General features: G+C 53.8%; 23 protein-coding genes. 13 read left to right on the top strand and 10 right to left on the bottom strand.

The window, feature by feature from the left end:
• Positions 1 to 13: 13 nt before the first annotated feature.
• From rpsN to IGQ16_RS03950, 3 genes are all read left to right on the top strand, one after another.
• Positions 14 to 316 (top strand): 30S ribosomal protein S14, encoded by a 303-nt coding sequence (rpsN, locus tag IGQ16_RS03960; RefSeq protein WP_297060329.1) that lies wholly within the window; start codon positions 14 to 16, stop codon positions 314 to 316.
• A 43-nt stretch (positions 317 to 359) separates the two neighbouring features.
• The gene (locus tag IGQ16_RS03955; RefSeq protein ID WP_024124864.1) at positions 360 to 647 is read left to right on the top strand and encodes a 4a-hydroxytetrahydrobiopterin dehydratase; all 288 of its coding nucleotides are present in this window, start codon (positions 360 to 362) and stop codon (positions 645 to 647) included.
• 85 nt (positions 648 to 732) lie between these two features.
• Entirely contained in the window at positions 733 to 2,370 is a 1,638-nt protein-coding gene (locus IGQ16_RS03950) for an acetolactate synthase large subunit (protein WP_041429103.1), read from the top strand.
• Here IGQ16_RS03950 and IGQ16_RS03945 read toward each other — a convergent pair.
• From IGQ16_RS03945 to IGQ16_RS03925, 5 genes are all read right to left on the bottom strand, one after another.
• Positions 2,367 to 4,106, bottom strand: coding sequence for an FAD-dependent oxidoreductase (locus IGQ16_RS03945; RefSeq protein WP_297060327.1), 1,740 nt, complete (start codon positions 4,104 to 4,106; stop codon positions 2,367 to 2,369). The two genes, IGQ16_RS03950 and IGQ16_RS03945, sit on opposite strands and share 4 nt — an antisense overlap.
• Positions 4,103 to 4,657, bottom strand: a complete 555-nt coding sequence (gene lepB, locus IGQ16_RS03940) for a signal peptidase I (RefSeq protein ID WP_225871789.1) — start codon at positions 4,655 to 4,657, stop codon at positions 4,103 to 4,105. The genes IGQ16_RS03945 and lepB overlap by 4 nt, the downstream gene beginning before the upstream one ends.
• Positions 4,658 to 4,882: 225 nt before the next feature.
• The gene (locus IGQ16_RS03935; protein WP_024124861.1) at positions 4,883 to 5,740 is read right to left on the bottom strand and encodes a fructosamine kinase family protein; all 858 of its coding nucleotides are present in this window, start codon (positions 5,738 to 5,740) and stop codon (positions 4,883 to 4,885) included.
• Between the two features lie 11 nt (positions 5,741 to 5,751).
• The gene (locus IGQ16_RS03930) at positions 5,752 to 5,979 is read right to left on the bottom strand and encodes a Calvin cycle protein CP12 (protein ID WP_011057657.1); all 228 of its coding nucleotides are present in this window, start codon (positions 5,977 to 5,979) and stop codon (positions 5,752 to 5,754) included.
• A gap of 133 nt (positions 5,980 to 6,112) precedes the next feature.
• Positions 6,113 to 7,714: an NAD(P)H-quinone oxidoreductase subunit 4 gene (locus tag IGQ16_RS03925; protein WP_297060325.1), complete on the bottom strand. Its 1,602-nt coding sequence runs from the start codon at positions 7,712 to 7,714 to the stop codon at positions 6,113 to 6,115.
• Positions 7,715 to 8,038: 324 nt separating this feature from the next.
• Here IGQ16_RS03925 and IGQ16_RS03920 point away from each other — a divergent pair, with 324 nt between their 5' ends.
• The 7 genes from IGQ16_RS03920 to IGQ16_RS03890 are packed head-to-tail and all read left to right on the top strand — an operon-like array spanning position 8,039 to position 11,928.
• Positions 8,039 to 8,380: a cation:proton antiporter subunit C gene (locus IGQ16_RS03920; RefSeq protein WP_024124859.1), complete on the top strand. Its 342-nt coding sequence runs from the start codon at positions 8,039 to 8,041 to the stop codon at positions 8,378 to 8,380.
• Positions 8,381 to 8,389: 9 nt separating this feature from the next.
• Complete coding sequence (locus IGQ16_RS03915) at positions 8,390 to 9,814, top strand: cation:proton antiporter (RefSeq protein WP_297039913.1); 1,425 nt, start codon at positions 8,390 to 8,392, stop codon at positions 9,812 to 9,814.
• On the top strand, positions 9,811 to 10,200 hold the full coding sequence (locus IGQ16_RS03910; protein WP_024124857.1) for a Na+/H+ antiporter subunit E: 390 nt from the start codon (positions 9,811 to 9,813) through the stop codon (positions 10,198 to 10,200). Before IGQ16_RS03915 ends, IGQ16_RS03910 begins: the two co-directional genes overlap by 4 nt.
• Positions 10,197 to 10,457, top strand: a complete 261-nt coding sequence (locus IGQ16_RS03905; RefSeq protein ID WP_024124856.1) for a hypothetical protein — start codon at positions 10,197 to 10,199, stop codon at positions 10,455 to 10,457. The genes IGQ16_RS03910 and IGQ16_RS03905 overlap by 4 nt, the downstream gene beginning before the upstream one ends.
• 13 nt (positions 10,458 to 10,470) lie before the next feature.
• On the top strand, positions 10,471 to 10,749 hold the full coding sequence (locus IGQ16_RS03900; RefSeq protein ID WP_041429616.1) for a monovalent cation/H(+) antiporter subunit G: 279 nt from the start codon (positions 10,471 to 10,473) through the stop codon (positions 10,747 to 10,749).
• Positions 10,742 to 11,272 carry a DUF4040 domain-containing protein gene (locus IGQ16_RS03895; protein WP_297041601.1) on the top strand — a complete coding sequence of 177 codons (531 nt, stop codon included), beginning with the start codon at positions 10,742 to 10,744 and terminating at the stop codon, positions 11,270 to 11,272. The genes IGQ16_RS03900 and IGQ16_RS03895 overlap by 8 nt, the downstream gene beginning before the upstream one ends.
• Positions 11,269 to 11,928, top strand: coding sequence for a Na(+)/H(+) antiporter subunit B (locus IGQ16_RS03890; protein ID WP_024124853.1), 660 nt, complete (start codon positions 11,269 to 11,271; stop codon positions 11,926 to 11,928). Before IGQ16_RS03895 ends, IGQ16_RS03890 begins: the two co-directional genes overlap by 4 nt.
• A gap of 384 nt (positions 11,929 to 12,312) precedes the next feature.
• On the opposite strand, the gene IGQ16_RS03885 is transcribed toward IGQ16_RS03890, so the two are convergent.
• From IGQ16_RS03885 to accC, 5 genes are all read right to left on the bottom strand, one after another.
• Positions 12,313 to 12,987: a Uma2 family endonuclease gene (locus IGQ16_RS03885; RefSeq protein WP_297060323.1), complete on the bottom strand. Its 675-nt coding sequence runs from the start codon at positions 12,985 to 12,987 to the stop codon at positions 12,313 to 12,315.
• Positions 12,988 to 13,078: 91 nt separating this feature from the next.
• Positions 13,079 to 14,104 (bottom strand): phosphoribosylformylglycinamidine cyclo-ligase, encoded by a 1,026-nt coding sequence (gene purM / locus IGQ16_RS03880; RefSeq protein WP_024124851.1) that lies wholly within the window; start codon positions 14,102 to 14,104, stop codon positions 13,079 to 13,081.
• Positions 14,104 to 14,598: a low molecular weight protein-tyrosine-phosphatase gene (locus tag IGQ16_RS03875; RefSeq protein ID WP_297060320.1), complete on the bottom strand. Its 495-nt coding sequence runs from the start codon at positions 14,596 to 14,598 to the stop codon at positions 14,104 to 14,106. The genes purM and IGQ16_RS03875 overlap by 1 nt, the downstream gene beginning before the upstream one ends.
• A 10-nt stretch (positions 14,599 to 14,608) precedes the next feature.
• Positions 14,609 to 15,679, bottom strand: a complete 1,071-nt coding sequence (murG, locus tag IGQ16_RS03870; RefSeq protein WP_024124849.1) for an undecaprenyldiphospho-muramoylpentapeptide beta-N-acetylglucosaminyltransferase — start codon at positions 15,677 to 15,679, stop codon at positions 14,609 to 14,611.
• Positions 15,679 to 17,040, bottom strand: a complete 1,362-nt coding sequence (gene accC / locus IGQ16_RS03865) for an acetyl-CoA carboxylase biotin carboxylase subunit (protein ID WP_024124848.1) — start codon at positions 17,038 to 17,040, stop codon at positions 15,679 to 15,681. The genes murG and accC overlap by 1 nt, the downstream gene beginning before the upstream one ends.
• Positions 17,041 to 17,208: 168 nt before the next feature.
• Here accC and speA point away from each other — a divergent pair, with 168 nt between their 5' ends.
• From speA to IGQ16_RS03850, 3 genes are read left to right on the top strand one after another with little or no spacing between them, the layout of a single operon-like run.
• Positions 17,209 to 19,122, top strand: a complete 1,914-nt coding sequence (gene speA / locus IGQ16_RS03860) for a biosynthetic arginine decarboxylase (protein ID WP_041429613.1) — start codon at positions 17,209 to 17,211, stop codon at positions 19,120 to 19,122.
• A gap of 8 nt (positions 19,123 to 19,130) precedes the next feature.
• Positions 19,131 to 19,517 carry a hypothetical protein gene (locus IGQ16_RS03855; RefSeq protein WP_024124846.1) on the top strand — a complete coding sequence of 129 codons (387 nt, stop codon included), beginning with the start codon at positions 19,131 to 19,133 and terminating at the stop codon, positions 19,515 to 19,517.
• On the top strand, positions 19,498 to 20,697 hold the full coding sequence (locus IGQ16_RS03850) for an S-layer homology domain-containing protein (RefSeq protein ID WP_297060318.1): 1,200 nt from the start codon (positions 19,498 to 19,500) through the stop codon (positions 20,695 to 20,697). Before IGQ16_RS03855 ends, IGQ16_RS03850 begins: the two co-directional genes overlap by 20 nt.
• Positions 20,698 to 20,744: the final 47 nt, after the last annotated feature.

The following is a 20,744-nucleotide window of genomic DNA, read 5'->3' as shown; positions in this document are numbered from 1 at the left end:
CAAACACACCCCCATGGCCAAAAAAAGCATGATCGAACGGGAAAAAAAGCGGCAACGGCTCGTTGCGAAATACGCCAGCAAACGCCAAAAACTGAAAGCTCAACTGGCCAGTGCCGAAACCCAAGAAGAGATCATGAGCATCCATCGGCAACTGCAACGGTTGCCCCGTAACAGTGCCCCTTCGCGGCTGCGGAATCGCTGCTGGTTGACGGGTCGTCCTCGTGGTTACTATCGCGATTTTGGCCTCTGCCGCAATGCCCTGCGGGAAATGGCTCACCAAGGATTACTGCCCGGGGTTGTCAAGTCCAGTTGGTAACTTGACGTTGCTACCCTACAGCTAATAGCACTGAGGCAAAACGATGGCAGAGCGATTATCTCCAGAGGAGATTCAGGCACAGTTAGCTAGCCTACCCGGCTGGAAACAGGTGGGCGATCGCCTTGAGCAAACCTTCACCTTCAAGAACTTCCTAGGTTCCATTGCCTTTGTCAATCGCCTTGTGGATCCCGCTGAGCAGGCTGGGCATCACCCTGATTTATCCATTTCTTGGAATCGGGTCACAGTCTGTCTCACCACCCATGATGCTGGGGGGATTACCCAAAAGGATATTGATTTAGCCAAGGTCATTTCCAATCTGGCAGCGGCATAAATTTCGTCAGCATTTGCCAACATTTAAGGATTGGGCAAAGAAAGCAAAATTACGATAGGAAGTAGTGCCCGCGATCGCCCATCCTATGAATACCGCCGAATTACTCGTGAAATGCCTTGAAAATGAAGGCGTTGAATATATTTTTGGCCTGCCAGGGGAAGAAAATCTCGATGTCCTCCAGGCCCTCCGTCGCTCTCAGATTGAATTTATAACCACCCGCCATGAACAGGGGGCAGCCTTTATGGCCGATGTCTATGGTCGGCTCACTGGCAAAGCAGGGGTGTGTCTTTCTACCCTCGGCCCTGGTGCCACAAATTTAATGACCGGCGTTGCTGATGCTAACCTCGATGGCGCTCCTCTGGTGGCTATTACAGGGCAAGTGGGGACGGACCGCATGCACATCGAGTCCCACCAATATCTGGACTTGGTGGCCATGTTTAGCCCAGTAACCAAATGGAATGCCCAGATTGTCCGCCCCAGCATTACCCCGGAAATTGTCCGCAAGGCCTTTAAAATTGCCCAGAATGAGAAGCCCGGTGCAGTTCACATTGATGTGCCTGAAAACATTGCCGCCATGGAAGCCGAGGGCTATCCCCTCAAGCCCAGCTCGCCCGAAAAAACCTATGCCTCCTTCCAGAGTATTCTCAAGGCTGCTGAACTCATCAATACTGCCGAAAACCCCCTGATCCTAGTGGGGAATGGCGCCATTCGCGCCCAGGCTGCCGCTGCCCTCACCCATTTTGCTGAAAAGCTGAATATTCCCGTGGCCAATACCTTCATGGGCAAAGGGGTCATTCCCTATCAACACCCCCTTGCCCTGTGGACCGTGGGACTTCAACAGCGGGATTACATTAGCTGTGGCTTTGATCATGCCGACTTAGTCATTGCCATTGGCTATGACTTAATTGAGTATTCCCCGAAAAGCTGGAACCCCGATGGCCGCTTGCCCATTATCCATATTGCGGCCACCCCTGCGGAAATTGACAGCAGCTACATCCCTGTCGTTGAGGTTGTTGGCGATATTTCTGACTCCCTCTATGAAATTCTTAAGCGGGCCGAACGCCAAGATAAACCCACCCCCTATGCAGTGGCACTGCGTCAGGCAATTGTGGCGGACTATTGCCAATATGCCCAGGATGAGAGTTTTCCCGTTAAGCCCCAAAAGCTAATCTATGACTTGCGCCAAGTCATGGGGCCAGAGGACATTGTTATTTCTGATGTGGGTGCCCATAAGATGTGGATTGCCCGTCACTACCACTGCGATCGCCCCAACACCTGCTTGATTTCCAATGGCTTTGCGGCCATGGGAATTGCCGTACCGGGGGCAATAGCCGCAAAATTGGTCTGTCCCCAGCGGCAGGTAGTGGCAGTCACCGGCGATGGTGGTTTCATGATGAATTGCCAAGAACTGGAAACAGCCCTGCGCATAGGCACAAACTTCACAACCATTATCTTTAATGATGGCGGCTATGGCCTCATTGAGTGGAAGCAGCAGCGCTACTTTGGTGAATCCGTCTATGTGCACTTTGGGAACCCCGATTTTGTCAAGTTAGCCGAGAGCATGGGACTCAAAGGCTATCGCATTGAGGAGACCGCTGACTTTATCCCAACCCTAAAAACTGCTCTGGCACAGGATGTCCCCACTATCATTGATGTTCCTGTGGACTATAGTGAAAATCTGCGCTTTAACCAACGTCTTGGCGAGCTAAGCTGCGACACTTAGGCGAGGTGCTCTACCCGTATCCAAGGGGCATAGGGGTTGATAAAGCCCGTGACGGTGATCGGTTGCCCATTTCTATAGGTTTGCAGCCAATCATTCACTGTGGGGTGGAGGGTCACCAAAGGCCAAGACTGTTGATCCGTGCGCAGTTGATAGGTCTGCTCCCCCAATTTTAGAAATTCGCCCGTGACGGTTTGCATTCCTACGCTCTTGGTCATCGGGGTTGGTTGGGCGATCGCCACCGCCACCGGCTGCGCTAGGGACGGATCAAAGGTCTCCAATGCCCGCAGTTGCCACTTTTCCCATTCAGGGTGTTGGGGTGGCAGATTAAAGAAAGGAAAAATAGCCTGCCGGCACCGCTGAATCATGGACTTTAGATCAAGGGTGTCCACCAATTGGTGCAGAGATTTGCCTTGGCGAACAGCAGTGGCAGCTAGCCACCCTGCTCCCTGCCCAATGCCCATCACCAGCGGTTGCAAGCGGGTGGCACCATTGGCAATATGGGTCACGGAGATGTTTTTTTCCGCCACTAAAAAGCCCTCCACCCGCTGCGGGATCAGAGCGGTATAGGGAATCACAAAGGGCGTCCCTGTCCAACGACCACCCCAGCGGATGGCCTTAGGCATCAAGGGGAGTTCCATTGCTGGATAGTGGTGATCGTTCGGGTAGTTGCCGATGGCAATACCAGTGTAGTGACCTTGGGCATCAATGGGCGGTGGGGCACTGGGGAGAATATCCTGCTCTTGAATTGTAGTGAGGCCAATTAGGCGACGACTTTCGCGGTAGTAGGGATGGAGAGCATAGGCACCACCTCCTAGCTGGCCAGGGAATCTTGGAAAAGTTTCCTCCGCTAAACCATAGCGACGACCCAAGTGGCGTTGGATATAGCAGGCAAAATCCTGAGCATGCCAGCGGGCCTCTTGACAAAAGGCTTTTCGCTCTTGGGCAGAGCCAACCAACCGCTGGAGGCCAACACCGTAGTCATTCCCGTGGTGCGGCCAGTTGAGCATAAAGCGGTTCCCCGGCAAACGGCCATAGTTAAGGAAGTGCTGTGGGTCGTAGCCTGCCCAAGCCCCGTCAAACTTGCGTTCATCCCAAAGGGGGGAAGGGGGAATCTCCGGGGCAGTGGCACCCTCACCATAGTCCTGTAGAACCACAACCCATGTGGGGGCTTGAATAGGGTAGGCTTCGGTTAGAGGGGTGGGTGCTGGCGGCGCTGAGGGTTCTTGGGTGTCTGTTTGCCACTCCCAGCCCCAACGATGGGGAATCTCCCCTAAGGCCAGGAGATCACCAAGTTCCGTGGCGTCAATGGTGATTTGGGCATGGATCGTCAGAGTAGTGAATTCCACACCGCAGATGCGATCGCCCTGGCGCAAGACCGCTTGGGGAACTTCACCGACCATCCAAACCAAGTTTGGGGTTGCCTTGACCCACTCGGCAAACAGATCAGCGGCAACCTTGGGCTCAAAGGTAAAAAAACTCACCCAAGCATGATCCAAACCCCCTGGCTGGCGGTGGGCGATCGCCCGTAGAAACTTGCCCCACAGCCCTGTTTGCCACGCCATGAGTTCATTGCCATCGGGGGCCGCTACCCCGGCACTGGTGAGCATGCCCCCTAGCCAAGGGGTTTCACTGACCAGCACTGTTTGAACCCCCATTCGAGCCGCCGTTAGGGCAGCAGCGACTCCCCCTGTCCCACCGCCAACGACGAGCACCGCGGTATGGAGGGTTTGCCTCACCGTTGGGGTTCCTTGGGATCGGTAATCAGCCCCCAGCGATTGGGGGGCCAAAAGCGAATCGCAGCACGGCCAATAATGTAACTGCGGGGTACGACTCCCCAGCAGCGGCCATCAAAGCTGTTATTGCGGTTATCCCCCAACACCAAGTAACTGTTGGCAGGAATCACTTGGGGTTGAGCAAGGTAGGGCTGCATACCAGCACAGGTATCCACTGAAGTAAAGGTTGAGGGCGCAAGATAGGGTTCGGGCAGCGGTTGATTGTTGACATAGACGCGTCCTTGGCGCAGTTCTACGCGATCGCCCGGTAAGCCCACCACCCGTTTGATAAAGGCATCACGAAAGCCCGCCTGCTGAAGCGTGGGGGTTGGATTAAACACAATAATGTCGCCACGATGGGGGGCATGGAAATAGTAGCTGATTTTTTCAATAATCAGGCGATCGTTGATCAGGAGGGTGTTCTCCATGGACCCGGTGGGGATATAACGCGCCTCGGCCACAAATGTGCGAATGCCAAAGGCAAGGGCAGCCGCCAGTCCTAAGGTTTTAGCCATCTCTAGCCACCAGGGTTCTGTGGCCCCTTTTGTTTTGGCTATCCCTGATTTAGGGGCTGAAGCATTTGTGGGTGGCACTTTGCCATCGGACATAGGAAGGAATCTCGCAAACACTCAAAAACTAAAGCCATGCACTCCACGATACTACAGCGATGTGAGGTTAGCGGTCACTGTTTGCTCTTAGAGTGCTTTGGGCAACGTTCTGTTCCCCAGGGTTGCTTCCGGTTAAAGGATCTGCTCGATCATGGACTGGGCTTGGGCAGCGTAGCTGCCGCCGAAGAGGTTAAAGTGATTAAGAATGTGGTACAGGTTGTAGATGGTTTTCCGTTGCTCATAGCCCGCTGTTAGGGGATAGGTGGCGTTATAGCCCTCATAAAAGGCAGCCGGAAAGCCACCAAAAAGTTCACTCATGGCCAAATCTACTTCGCGATCGCCATAATAACTAGCGGGGTCAAAAATCACGGGTTCCCCCGTAGAGCAAAAGGCGGCATTGCCTGACCAAAGATCGCCGTGCACCAAGGTGGGGGTTGGCTCATGGTTTAGGAGTTCTGGAATCACTGCGAGAAGCTTCTCCGCCTTGGGAAAGTATCCACCCCGACGGCGAGCCAGATCAAACTGATAACGCAGCCGAGCATCGCGGAAAAACTCCCCCCAGTTGTCTGACCAAGGGTTCATTTGAGGGGTGGCACCAATGGTGTTGTTTTCTGACCAGCCGTAGCGATCGCCGGTGCCCTTAAGGTGCAACTGTGCCAGCTTTACCCCCATCTGCCACCAATCCCCAGCCTGGGTGAGGGGCAAGTATTCCAAAACTAAAAAACTGGCGTCCTCAACTACCCCCCAGAGCAGGGGAAGGGGAACGCGAATCGTTTGAACCTTAGCGATCGCCCCCAGGGCATTGGCTTCAGCAGCAAACATAGCCTGCCGTTCAGGGCGATTAAATTTAACAAAGAGGGTTTGCTCCGGATGTTGCCACACATAGGTGGTGTTGATACTGCCGCCTCCCACCGCCAGGGCTTTACCCCCATGGAGCCGCCGACCCGTCGCTGCGGCAAATTGATCCCACAACTGTTGCCAGCGACTCACACCCTCAACCCTTAGTCGTCGTAAATGCGACACTCAGCAGCATCAGGGTTGTCATCACAGTACTGCTGGAAGGAGGTTTTGTGATCCTGCTGCTCAGCCCGTTGGTGGGCAGCTTCCGCCTGTAGCTCCTCAAGGGCATCCCAGGCGGCGGCACACTGTCCAGAGGTTGCCCCTTCGGTGTCACAGATTTTGTGGGCTTCCTCGCGGGCTTGTTCGATTTGTTTCTCGAGATTACTCATAGAGCCTTTATTGAAATTGAATCACCGTCTTCAGTTTATGCAATCTGCCCGAGGGCAGGAATGCCGTTACTCCACTCTAGCAATGAATGCCCAAGACTGCCAGTTGGAGAAGGGGCATCCCCACCTCGAACCCCTAGAGGGTATTGTCGGCAACTGTTGTTTCACTGAAGGGGCGGGGGGCAGATTGGGTGAGTTGGGCATAGAGGGGCAGATGGTGCTGCGCCACAGCAGGCAGAGCCGCATGGACATGGCTGGCGATCGCCGTCGTCGTCACATCGTAGGTTTGGGTAGCCACTTTGGGATACATTCCCACAGCAATAATCGGCACCAGGAGGGATAGGGCAATGAAGGTTTCACGAGGATTGATGTCCAAAAGCAGCTTGTCAAACATATCGCCCGCTTGTTTGCCCGTAAAGACCCGGCGCACCATCGAGAGCAGATAGACGGGCGTAATAATCACCCCCACGGCAGCGAGGAACATCACCCCCACTTTGAAGGTTGTGGAGTAGGCGTCACTGTTGGTCAAGCCCAAAAAGACAGTGAGTTCACTGACAAAGCCACTCATACCGGGCAGAGCCAATGAGGCCATAGCGCCAGCGGTAAAGAGGGCAAAGGTTTTTGGCATGGATTGGGCAATCCCACTCATTTTTTCCATAGCCAGTGTGTGGGTGCGATCATAGGTCACCCCAGCCAAGAAGAAGAGAACCGCCGCAATCAGACCGTGGGAGAGCATTTGCAACATCGCCCCATTGAGGCCAATGCCATTGAGGGCGCCAATGCCCAGCAGCACAAAGCCCATGTGGGAAATGGAGGAGTAAGCCAGTCGCCGCTTCAGGTTTTCTTGGCCAAAGGCGGTCAGGGCACCATAGACAATATTCACGACCCCAAGGGCAATCAGGACAGGGGCAAAGTAAATGTGAGCATCCGGGAGCATTTGCAGGTTAAAGCGAATGAGACCATAGCCCCCCATTTTCAGGAGCACGCCCGCTAGCACCATTGAGACCGGAGCCGAAGCTTCACCATGGGCATCGGGTAACCAAGTGTGCAGTGGAAAAATGGGCAGCTTGACACCAAAGGCAATGAGGAAGCCAGCATAGGCAAGGAGTTCGAGGGCCAAGGGGTAGTTTTTGAGCCCTAGGGCCGCCATGTCGAGGGTCAAGTCACCGCCATAGAAGGCCATCCCTAGGCCGGCAATGAGGATAAAGAGGGAACCAACGGCAGTGTAGAGGATAAATTTTGTAGCGGCGTATTGGCGTTTGGCACCTCCCCAGATGGAAATCAGCAGATAGACGGGCACCAGTTCCAATTCCCAAATCAGGAAGAAGAGGATGAGATCTTGGGCCGCAAAGACGCCAATTTGGGCACTGTAGAGCGCCAACATCAGGAAATAAAATAAACGCGGCTTCTGCTTTACTTGCCAAGCCGCAAAGATTGCCAGTGTGTTGACCAGACCCGTCAGCAAAATGAGGGGGACCGCAAGGCCATCAACCGCTAGGGACCAGTTCAGGCCGATTTGCGGCAGCCAAGGCAGGATTTCCACCATTTGGAACTGGGCGGATTGGGCATTGTAATGCTGCCAGAAAACCATTGCCGAAAGGCCAAATTCGAGGAGTGCGATCGCTAGGGCATACCAGCGGACTGTCTTCCCCTCACGGTCGGGCAACACGGGAATGAAAAAGGCTGCCACTAAAGGCAGCAGTGTCAGTACAGTCAGCCAAGGAAATTGGACATTCATCAGACAACCCCCCAAGGGACGAGTCCAGTAATCTGTTCAAGTATCTGAGTAAGAATATATACCTATTTGCGGAATGTTGCAAATTGTTAAGCATTTTTCTAAATTATAAAGTTTGCGACAATACTATTGATAAAAGTCTATTCAATAAAGAATTGATATTGATATAAATAAAGTTAAGATGGAGGTTGGCGGCCTTAATGTTCCTCATTAGGTTCCTAACCCTTGGCTACAGCGGTGCAGTTCTACGACAAAGGGGGAGGTGCAACGGGAAAACAGAATGCTACAGTTTGTTCCAAATACTACGGTGTCTGCGGGTTGGGTCTGATGATTTTCTTGGAAGCAAGTGTTTTTGTCACTATCCTGGTCGGGTTTCTGGGAACGATTGTCAAGAAAAACCTGCTGATGAAGATTGTGACGATGGATGTCATGGGCACTGGAATAGTGGCTTTGTTTGTGGTCATTGCCACCCACAGTGGTCTGGTCACGCCCATTGCCCGGGGAGGTGTCTTTGATACTGCCTATGCGGATCCGGTGCCCCAAGCCGTAATTTTGACCGCGATTGTGATTGGCCTGTCGATTCAAACGCTGATGCTAGTAGCGGCAATGAAGCTAGCGCGGGATAACCCGACTTTAGAAACCCCAGAAATTGATCAAAAGTATTTGTAGGAAGTGTCAATGACGGAGCTGGCGATCGCTTGGATTTTGTTGCCCTTCGTGGGCGGCTTAACCCTTTATCTGCTGCCCCCCTTGGCGCGGGGTCTAACGCTGGCGATCGCCCTTGTTTCCCTCAGTGTCGGCTTAGGGATCACCATCAACCAAGTCAACACTGCCTTTGTTCTTCTCGATAGTTTTGGCATTTCCCTGAGCATTGACCCCCTTAGTGGTTACTTTATTGTCACCACTGCCCTCGTCATTTGCGCAGCCCTGTTATATACATGGCAGGAGAGCCACAAGGCGTTCTTCTATGTGCTGCTATGTCTACTCCACGGTTGTGCCAACACCGTCTTTATTTCAGCGGATTTCCTCAGTCTTTACGTGAATATTGAGGTGCTGGGGATTGTTGTCTTTCTGCTGATTGCCTATCCCCGCAGCGATCGCTCCCTCTGGATTGGCCTGCGCTACCTGATGGTGAGCAATGTGGCCATGCTCTTTTATTTAATGGGGGTAGCGCTGGTTTATCAGACAAACCATACCTTTGCCTTTCGTGCCCTGATGCAAGCCCCGCCAGAGGCTGTGGCTCTGATTTTGATGGGATTGTTGGCAAAGGGCGCCATTTTCATCAGTGGGCTTTGGTTGCCCCAAACTAACGTCGTTGCTGCGCCTCTTGTTGCTGCTCTCCTAGCCGGTATTGTCGAAAATACTGGAGTTTTTAGCCTTGTTCGCGTCAGTCTGCTTTATAGTAACGTTGCTGATATTGTGCGGCTTTTTGCTCTTGCCTCAATCTTTTTTGGCTCAATATTTGCCTTGGTGGCCGATGATGTACGACGGATGCTCAGCTTTAGTACCCTTGGCCAACTGGGATGGATAGTCATAGCCCCTCCAGCGGCGGGTTTGTATGCCCTCATGCACGGCTTGGCAAAGGCCAGTCTTTTTTTAAGCGTGGGGGAACTGCGCCACTATCGTCTGAGTGAATTACGCCAGGAGGGTTTGCCACGCCCAGTGGCGATCGCCCTGATGATTGCTGGTTATGGCATTGTCGGTGTGCCCTTCCTTGCTGGCTTCCCCGCTAAGGCCTTGACATTGAGTTACCTTGACCCGTGGCACCAAGGACTCCTCTATGGTGCTGGCTTTTTGTCCGCCACAATTTATAGCAAGTTCCTCTTTTTGCCCCGCTATCCTAGCAAGACCTCTATAGGCTATGGCGCTGCCACAGTGGTGCTCCTGGGTGGGCTATTTCTGGCCAATGCGGGCTACATGGAAGCCTACAGTAGTGGCATGAGCTTGGTACGCGCCCTTTTGCCGCCCTTGGTGGGGTGTGGTCTAGTGGCCTTGGGAGTCTCGCGCTGGGAATCGTCTTGGCGAGGGGCTTGGGAACGTCTAGAGCATCTTCTAGGGGTGATGCTGTTGCTGTCACTTGGCTTGGTGGGGTTAGCCCTATGAATTATTTGAACGTCGCCCTGTGCCTGACGATTTGGCTGCTACTGACGGCAGACTTTGGTCTGGTCAATCTGGTGATTGGTATTCTGGTTTCACTCCTGCTGCCCCAAGGGCGGGGGGGTGGGGCAACACTGCAAGAGTGGCTCAGTACCCTAGGAAAAGTGGCGATGGCTGTTCCTCGGGCTTACCTTGAGGCAATTGAAATGATAGTGCGTCCCCATCGCCATGAAGCGATCCTCCGTGAACCCGTTGATCCTACCCGTGCCCCCGGTCTGATTTTTCTGGATATTTTTACGATTACCTTCACCCCCAAGACAATCGTACTGCGCTACGACGAGGAGGGCTGGTTTGAAGTGCATCAACTAGTGGAGCGCCGACCTGAAAAATGACGGCCTTTTTAGTCATCATGCTGCTGATTCTGGGCATTCCCCTCTATGCTGCTTGGAAAGGGGAGCACATCTGGTCGAAGATGTTGGCCTTTGCCAGTATTGCCACAAAGGCGGCGATGATGATTTTGCTAGTGTCGGTGCAGCGGGATGATTGGATGATTGGCATTGTGGGCGTAATCATTCTCAGTGTGGGTAATGGTGCCCTGATGCTCCTCGCACAGATTCTGCGGCGACTACGGGATGTAGCCAATCTTTAGGGAGGAGTCAGTGATTTTACAGTGGATCAGTTATACCTGTATTAGTTTTGGTCTTTTTCTTTGGCTGTGGGGAACTTGGCCGCTGGTGAGCCGGCGATCGCCCCTCTATAAACTGCATTTTTTGTCAGTCTCCGATACCTTGGGTTCGATGGCGATCATGATCGGGGTGTTACTGCGTATTCCCCGCGAATGGCCTCTTCTGGTCTTGGCATTGATCTCCCTTGCCCTTTGGAATACCATTCTGGGCTACGTTTTAGCCTACTGCTCCCAAGGGGAGGACACTGATGGATAGCTGGCTCATTGCGGTCACTGCCCTCTTGCCCCTAACGGCTCTCATGTTGGTTTTCCAGGAGAATCCCTACCATGCTCTTGTGATTCGCGGCATTATTGGTGCCGTGGCTGCCCTTCTCTATGCTGTTCTCGGAGCTGCCGATGTGGCGCTAACCGAAGCCCTGGTGGGAACGATGCTCTCAATTATGCTCTACGCAGTTGCAGTACGCTCTTCTTTGGTGCTGCGATTGGGCATCTTAGCTTCGTCCCTGTCCACCGATAGTTTAGATCACTTATTGGCAGCCATTCGTGAAGCCCTTGCCCCCTATCATTTGCGTGTTGAATTAATCATTTATCCCACGTTTGAGCAACTCCAAATAGCGCTCCGCGATCGCGAGATTCACGCTCTTTGTACTGAGGAGAAGGCACAACTGCTAACAATGACTCGTGTACCGCGCCTCTACACCATCCTCAAGCCCCACCTCACGACTCTCACAGAACTTGTATACTACCCCTTGCCCAGTGAAGAGGAGTCGGCCGCATGATTTGGCTTTATGGAATTGCGGCGCTACTGCTGCTGCTTAAAATTTTGACGATTCCCACCATTCCAGCGATACCAGCTATCGGGATTGTTGAGACTCTAGTCACAGAGAGCGCAATTCCCAATGCAGTCACAGCCATCATTTTGCGCAATCGCCTGTACGACACCATTTTTGAAGTGCTGGTATTCACCCTTGCCATCATGGGGGCACAGTATCTGCTCAGTAATGAAAAACCCCTTGGCCATGTTAGCCGCTTCAATGATCAACCTTCGATTGTTTTAGCAAGATTTGGCGCCACCATTTGCTCCCTTGTGTGTATTGAGTTAGCCTTGCGGGGACACCTGAGTCCGGGGGGTGGATTTGCCGCTGGTGTTGCTGGTGGAACGGCGATCGGTCTTGTGGCCATTACCTCAGCCCCAGAGTGGTTAGAGAGCATTTATCGTCGCTTTCATGCCGCCACATGGGAAAAAATCTCCGTGGTTGTTTTCATTCTCTGCGGCGCCAGCCTGTTGATGGGGGTGGCATTGCCTGCGGGTCGGTTTGGCACACTCCTCAGTGGTGGCTGGATTCCTTGGCTGAATATCCTCATTGCCCTGAAAGTGGCCTTGGGGTCCTGGGCGGCGGTGCTGACGTTTATTCGCTATCGCGGCCTGCTCTAATCTAATCGTCATGTAGAAGTTCACTAAGCGGAGTTGCGGCGAGGTACTGCGAATGCCAAAGTTGACCACTGAGGAACTAGAGGGAGATATGGGATTATTATCTGTTTAGACGATTTGCTAGGCATTGACTACAGTTGCTCCGTCATCTGCAAGGATGCTGCTTGATAGAAAATTCATACAAAATTTATACAAAATCTGCCCTTCATTACGGATATTTTCCTGTGGCGCCTATCAAAAATCTGCTCAAGTCAGCTCACTATATCAAGTTCACTATTCACTATATAGCAAGTTCACTATATAGGAAATGTTTAGCTCGACCAGTTCAGGCCGTGGCGGTAGATATTCCTCAACGTCCACGCCAGGGGGGGCGATCGCCAGATAATATCAGACCCTCGTTGTGTATCCCCCTGGCCCGCGAACCAAATTGCTTCTTCTTGCCAGTCCCTGTTGCAATGTCAGCATCACCCTTTGCATATCCCCTTGCAAAAGGGCAGGCAAATTGAGCCAGAGGCCGCCAAACTCTTGGCTGCGAAGCACTCCCTCGCGATCGGGCTGTTGCTGAACATAGCTTCCCTGCTCGCGGTGATACCAGTAGAAGGCCTGTTCTGAGACCACCCACACTAGATATTCCTTAACGCCAAAATGGCAATAGAGGTCTTTCTTATCGTGGAGATCATAGGCAGCACGACTAGAGGCAATTTCAATCACTAGTTCTGGTGCCCCTTCGATGTAGTCATCGGCACTAATGCGCGACTGTCCCCCCGCCGATTCTTCCAGGCGCAAGATGATATCGGGCTGTACTTGATTCCTGTCATCGAGTCTGACGGTGGCATTGTCAGCCATCAAGAGGTGGGGTATGGCGATGCAATAGTTGCCTGCCCAGACCATCATTTGACTATGGGGCACACCATGCAGGCGGTAGCGTACAGGGGAGGCCACAAACACCACTCCGTTAATCAGTTCAGCTTTCTTAATGTGGGGAGAGCGCCTATAGCGGTATTCAAATTCCTCGCGGCTTAGGCGATCGCCACTTTCAAGGGTGAGGAGATGAGCCATCATTTTTCGCACAGTCCCTGATAGCACCCAGCACTTTTATTCTAGGCGTGTCTTTTAGGCGTGAGCCAAACGCTGAATGCCAAATGGGAATCAATTAGGCAGCAGGTAATCCCAACACCTCACCGGTGCCTGCAACAACGGTGCCAATCGGCCAACTCTCAATCCCCCACTTAGCAAAGCAGGTCTGCGCCGCTGCAACGGCTGAGGCCGGCAAAACAACGGTGTACCCGATGCCCATATTGAAGGTGTTAAAGAGTTCACCCAAGCTGACTTCTCCCATCTCCCCTAGCCAGTGAAACAGAGGCGGGATTGGCCAAGCCTGTGGATCCAGTTGTGCCGATCGCCCTTCGCCCAAGCAGCGGGGCAAATTTTCAGGCAGACCGCCGCCGGTGATATGGGCCATGCCGTGGATAGGAATCCCTTGGCTTAGGGCGGCGCGGATGGGCTGAACATAAATACGGGTGGGTTCTAGGCATAATTCGCCAAGGGAAGTGGAGCCAAGGGGGGTATCCTGCCAACTGAGCTGGCGATCGCTGACGATTTTGCGCACCAGACTAAAGCCATTACTGTGCAACCCAGAGCTGGCCAATCCCAAGACCACATCCCCCACCTGCACCTGCGTACCATCTAGCACCTGATCCTGCTCAACGATACCCACACAGAATCCCGCAAGGTCATAGACCCCTTCGGCATAGAATCCCGGCATTTCCGCTGTCTCCCCCCCCAAAAGGGCACAACCGGCTGCTTCACACCCCTGGGCAATACCCGCCACCACAGCGGTCATCATCTCTGACGCCAGGCGGCCACAGGCAATGTAGTCCAAGAAAAAGAGTGGCTCAGCACCACAGGTGAGAACATCGTTGACGCACATAGCCACTAGATCAATGCCAACAGTATTGTGGCGATCGAGGGCTTGAGCCAGTTTTAGCTTAGTGCCCACCCCATCAGTTCCTGAGACCAAAAGGGGTTGACGATAGCCCTTGGGAATTTGACACAGCCCAGCAAACCCCCCCAGTCGTCCCACCACTTCAGGGCGTTGGGTTCGCTGCACCAAGGGACGAATCTGCTCAACAAAAGCGCGGCCAGCGGCCACATCAACACCGGCACTGCGATAGTCCATCAATGCTGCTCCTGTAGTTGGGGATAGTTGGCCTTGAGATACTCCAGTAGGCCTTCACAGGCGTCGGTGAGCAGATCCAACACCTTCTCAAACCCTTGACGACCGCCGTAGTAGGGGTCGGGCACTTCCTTCGCGTCGTGGTGACGGCAAAAATCACACATCAGCCGCACTTTATCGCGGTATTTCCCCGCGGGATCAAGGCGCAAAATATCGTAGTAATTTTCCCGATCCATCGCCAAAATCAGATCAAATTCCTCAAAGTCAGCAACATGAAATTGGCGGGCTCGGTGGATCAAGTGCAGTTCCCGTTGCCGTGCCGTCATGACCATCCGTGCATCCGGTGGATCCCCCACATGGAAGTTGCTGGTGCCAGCGGAATCGCACTGAATCTCATGCTCTAAACCTGCCTTTTTCACCAAGTCCTTCATAATCCCTTCGGCAGCAGGGGAGCGACAGATATTACCAAGACAAACAAAGAGAAGACGGATGGGCATAGCACGTTTCCTAGGGGGCGGGAATCAGCGTACGAATGAGATCAGCGACCTGCTGACTGCTGTTGGAGATTGCCAATTGGCGGGCATTCTCTGCCATGGCTTGTAATTTTTGCGGCTGCCCTAGCCATTCTAAAATGATCTGTCCAAGGCGATCGCCCGTCAATGCCGCTTGGGGAATCATCTCAGCCGCCCCGGCCCTGACCAGCACTTCGGCATTCACCGTTTGGTGATCCTCAGCGGCATAGGGGTAGGGAATCAACAGGGCAGGGGTTGCCGTCAGCGTGAGTTCTGCTAGGGCACTGGCGCCAGCTCGGCTAATCGCAATATCAGCGCGATGGAGTAAAGGTCCCATGGGTTCAAAAAAGGGAAAGACGAGATAGTGGGGATGCTGAATAGTGTGAGCATCGAGATCATTGTTGCCCGTGAGATGCACGACCCAAGCCCCGGCCTCGAGCCAGCGGTGAACAGTTGCCCGTACAAGGCGATTGATGGCCACTGCCCCTTGACTGCCTCCCATCACTAAAATCAGGGGCACCTCCTTGGGAATCGGTAACGCCAGGTTGCCGGGATGGAGAATATCGGGACGCACCGGTGTGCCAGTGACCCGTAGATTCACGCGTTTCGATTTGAGATAGGCCAAACTCGCAGGGGTCCCCAGGGCCACCAACGTACACCAAGGCGCCAGCCAGCGGGTGACTTTGCCCGGTAGGGCGTTGGATTCATGGAGGATGGCCACGCGTCCCAAACTGCGGGCGGCCAGAATGGCAGGGGCAGCAATGTATCCCCCTGTGGTAAACACCCCCTGAAAGTCTCCCTGCTTGAGTAGCTGACGGGTTTGCCAAAAGGCGCCCCAAAATTGCCAGAGGGGGCGCAACTTAGCCCAGGGTGTTTTGCTCTGCAGTCCACTAAAGTTCACCCTATGTAGCGGGTAATGGGGGGGAATAAGCTGGTTTTCGAGGCGATCGCGCACCCCCAACCAATGGATCTCATATTCAGGTAACTCCTCTGCCACCGCCAGCGCCGGAAAAAGATGTCCCCCCGTGCCACTGGCTGCAATCAGTAGTTTCCTTTGCCTAAGCATTAAACATTCCAGCCCAAGGTGGTCATGAGCTTATCCACAAAGTTGGTATAGACAATACCGCTGCGGAACTCCGGTGTGTCCATCACCTGCTGATGAAAGGGAATGGTGGTCGGCACCCCCATAATCGCACATTCCCGGAGGGCACGCTTCATGCGGGCAATGGCAGCGGGGCGATCGCTCCCCCACACAACTAACTTCCCAATGAGGGAATCATAGTAGGGGGGGATTTCATAGTCAGTATAGACATGGGAATCCATGCGTACCCCCGGCCCTCCAGGGGGCAAATAGCCACTAATGCGACCCGGATGGGGACGGAAATTACGCTCTGGATCTTCGGCATTGATGCGGCACTCAATGGCGTGTCCCTGCAACTGAACCTGCTCTTGGGTCAAGCTGAGGGGTTCCCCCTGGGCAATGCGAATTTGCTCCGCAATCAGATCGAGACCCGTAATCATTTCTGTGACGGTGTGCTCCACCTGAATGCGGGTATTCATCTCCATAAAGTAAAAGTTGTTTTGGCCGTCAAGGAGAAATTCAATTGTGCCAGCACCGACGTAGTTAATAGCCTTGGCAGCGGTGACAGCGGCTTCCCCCATCTTGGCGCGCAGTTCTGGGGTGAGGGCAGGGCTAGGGGCCTCCTCAAGGAGCTTTTGGTGACGCCGTTGTACAGAGCAATCGCGCTCCCCTAGGTGAATGACATTGCCATAGCTATCCGCGAGAATTTGGAATTCAATGTGGCGGGGATTTTCAATAAATCGCTCCAGATAGACGCCGGCATTGCCAAAGGCAGCTTCCGCTTCCCCCTGGGCGGCACTTAACGAGCGCCCCAGCTCCTCCTCAGAACGCACCAAGCGCATCCCGCGACCCCCTCCGCCAGCCGTGGCTTTGATCATCAGGGGATAGCCAATTTTACGGGCGATCGCCCGCGCCGTTTCCTCATCCTGCACCAGTCCCTCACTGCCGGGAATCGTCGGCACCCCCACCCGTTGCATTGTTGCTTTGGCGGTGGATTTATCCCCCATGGCACGCATGGCAGCGGGACTCGGACCAATAAATGTAATTTTGTGATCGGCGCAGATCTCAGCAAAGCGGGCATTTTCCGCCAAAAAGCCATAGCCGGGGTGAATCGCTGAGACATGGCGGGTGAGGGCAGCAGCAATAATGTTAGGAATATTGAGATAGCTGCGGCTACTGGGGGCTTCGCCAATGCACACCGCCTCATCGGCCAATTGCACGTGCAGCGCATGGCGGTCCACCGTGGAATAGACAGCAACCGTTGCAATGCCCAGTTCCTCGCAGGTACGCAGAATCCGTAGGGCAATTTCGCCACGATTGGCAATCAAAATCTTCGTAAAGGCCATGGCGCTTAACGGTAGGGGAAGCGATCCCTAATGCTACCATGCCAGCCGAACGCTTCCGAAAAGCCGACCATAATTGCATTGGTAATTGCATTGGTGCCACTGGCAAAAACAAGTTAGGATCAGCACGGTTTTGTTTGGGAGCGCACTATGGCTGCTGTGTCACCCACGATGGCATTGACCGTTACGAAAACCAGCAATTGGACAATTGAGGATAGCGAGCAGCTCTACCGTATTCAGGGGTGGGGTGAACCCTACTTTGGTATTAATGCTGCGGGTCATGTCACTGTCTCTCCCAAGGGCGATCGCGGTGGGTCGTTGGATCTCTATGAACTGGTACAGGCGCTCCAACAGCGCAACATTAGCCTCCCCCTGCTGCTGCGGTTTTCCGATATTCTTGAGGATCGCATTGAGCGACTGAATGCCTGCTTTGCCCGAGCCATTGCCCGCTATGGCTATCAGGGAGCCTACAAGGGGGTCTTTCCCATCAAGTGCAATCAACAGCGCCACATCATCGAAGCCCTCGTGCGCTTTGGTCAGTCCCATCAGTTTGGCCTAGAGGCGGGATCAAAACCGGAACTCCTGATTGCCTTGGCGATGCTGAATACACCAGGGGCACTGCTGATCTGCAATGGCTATAAGGATCGCAGCTACATTGAAACGGCTATTCTGGCCCGTCGCCTTGGCCACACCCCCATCATTGTCCTTGAGCAGCCTGAAGAAGTGGCGGAAGTGATTGCTGTTAGTCAGGCCTTGGGCATTGAGCCGATTGTGGGTGTGCGGGCAAAACTCAGTACCCAAGGGGTGGGGCGCTGGGGCACCTCCGCGGGCGATCGCGCCAAGTTTGGTCTGACGGTGCCAGAGATTTTAGCGGCAGTCGAGCAACTGCGAGAAGCGAGGATGCTCAATTCTCTGCAACTATTGCACTTTCACATTGGCTCGCAAATCTCTGCCATTAGCGTCATCAAGGATGCGATTCGCGAGGCGGGGCAGATTTACGGTGAACTGGTCCGCCTTGGCGCCAATATGCAGTACCTCGATGTAGGTGGTGGCTTGGGGGTGGACTACGACGGCTCCAAAACCAATTTCCATGCCTCAAAAAACTACAGTATGCAAAACTATGCCAGTGACGTCGTGGCTGGCATTAAGGATGCCTGTCGGCAGCGGGGCATCCCCGATCCGATCCTCATTAGTGAGAGTGGTCGTGCCATTGCCTCCCATCAATCGGTGTTAATTTTCAATGTCTTGGGGGTCAGCGAAGTGCCCAAAATGACCCCCGAACCCGCCACTGACGAGGAGCACCTCATCATCCGCAACCTGTACGACACGTACCAAACAATTGATGAGAACAACTACCAAGAGGCCTACAACGACGCCCTGCAATTTAAGGGGGAAGCCATCAGTCTCTTTAACTTTGGCTATTTGAGTTTGCCGGAGCGGGCACGGGCAGAAAGTCTCTTTTGGGCCTGTTGTGCCAAGATCCTCGGCATTGCTCGCCAGCAGGAATATGTGCCCGACGATCTCGAAGACCTTGAGAAAATCATGGCTTCGATTTACTACATCAATCTATCGGTGTTTCAGTCGGTGCCCGATAGCTGGGCGATCGATCAACTGTTTCCGATTATGCCGATCCACCGCCTTGATGAAGAACCCACGGAACGAGGCATTCTTGCGGATCTCACCTGCGACAGCGACGGCAAAATTGACCAGTTCATTGACCTGCGGGATGTGAAATCAGTCTTAGAACTGCATCCCTTTCGTCCGGGCGAACCCTACTACCTTGGCCTTTTTCTCAACGGTGCCTACCAAGAGATCATGGGCAATCTCCACAATCTCTTTGGGGATACGAATGCTGTTCATATCCGTCTAACCCCCAAAGGCTACGAAATTGAGCATTTGGTGCGGGGCGATACAATGCAAGAAGTCCTCGGCTATGTGCAGTACCAAGGGGATGTTCTGCTGGAAAAAATTCGCTGTCGCACGGAGGCGGCGCTGGCGGAAGAACAAATTACCTTGGCTGAGGCGCAGCACTTGCTAGAAAACTATGAGCGGAGTCTGCGCAGCTACACCTACCTATGCTCCTAGGGAACACTATGCTGGGAACATTTCAGTCAAGTTATTTGCGTATTGAGGTGCCGGCCACGACAGACCAACTGCGGGAGCATTTGACGCAGCCGGCCAAGCTGCGGCAGTGGTTGTGGCCTCTACAGCTCCAGAGGACAGGCGATCGCCTGCAAGTGGGGGATACCTTCACCAGTGAATTCCTGTGGTTAAAACTGGAACATCGCGTGGAACTACTCACAGCAGAGCGACTTGTACTGGTGTTGCGCCAGGCCATTGAGGGCTGGCAGGAGTGGTCTTGGGGCGATGGCTGGGTACAGTCCTGTATTGAGGGGGTGACGCCGCTGCCTTTGGAGTTGGGGCAGACTTTCCTCCTATGGCGGCTGAAATCAGTGCTGAGTGAAACAGTATCTAGCTGAGGGTCGAAGAACGTTGAAGCGATCGCGCCAATTGGGATGGATGTTATTCTTCAGTGCCCTGCTTCTGAGTAGTTGTGAGGGCAGTGGGCTACAAAATTGGTTTGCTGCGGATCCCAATGCTGACCAATGGGCAAGCCAATCCCCGACAGCAATACCCTCTGCGCCAGCCCCAGCAACACTGCCAGAAAATTTACGGTTTCCCAATGCCACCCTCCTAAGCACTCAACCGCAGCCGGAAGCTCCCCAAACTACAGTAACCCGCTGGCAAGTAGCAGCGCCGGCGATCGCCATCCAGCAATTCTATAGTCAGCAATTTCAACAATCGGGCTGGCAACTGGTGGAGCAACAGGTGACTAATAATACCATCACCCTCAAGGGGCGCAATTCTGAACTGGAAGTGAATGTCGCTATCAACACGCTGCCAGAAAATAACCTGATAATGTTCACCGTGGCTTACACACCCGTCAAGCGCCCCACGGCCACAGGGGCTCCCCAACCCAACCCCAACGCCCCCCAAGTCTTTACCGATCTCGACCAGGCTCCCGCTCCCCTCCAACCCGCCATTCGCGATTTAGCCGAACTGGGGGTGCTTCCCACGACCGGCGATCGCCTGCAACCCAATATCCCCATCCGTCGTGGCCAGTTTGTGCGCTGGTTAGTCACTACCTACAACCGCTTTTATGCCGATCGCCCCGCACGGCAAATCCGCCTCGGCAGCCGCAATGACACACCCCTTTTCCAAGATGTTCCCCCTGATCATCCCGATTTTCCCTATATTCAAGGACTGGCAATGGCAGGATTTTTGCCCAGTTCCCTCACTGGCGATACCAGTGCTCTCTTTCGCCCTGAGGCTCCCCTCACCCGCGAAACACTATTGCAGTGGAAAGTTCCCCTCGATCAACAGGGGCGGCTGAGTCCCAGCACGATTGATCGCATTCAGCAAACATGGGGCTTCAAGGACAGTCAACGGATTGCTCCCACTGCCATCAATGCCGTGGCTGCTGACTACCTCGCGGGGGATCTCTCGAACATTCGCCGCGTTTGGGGAGAAACCCTCTTGCTGCAGCCCCAGAAACCCGTTACCCATGCTGAAGCCGCAGCAGCTCTGTGGTATATCGGCAACGGCACAGAGGGACTCTCAGCAGCAATGGTCAAGCAGGCACCGCCCTCCCCCTCCTAGAACCTTGCTAGATTAGAAATTCGAGTGAATTGTCACGATTTGCTGAG

This window comes from Thermosynechococcus sp. M3746_W2019_013, assembly GCF_015296045.1.
GTDB lineage: Bacteria > Cyanobacteriota > Cyanobacteriia > Thermosynechococcales > Thermosynechococcaceae > Thermosynechococcus.
This window is presented reverse-complemented; position numbering and strand designations above follow the sequence as displayed.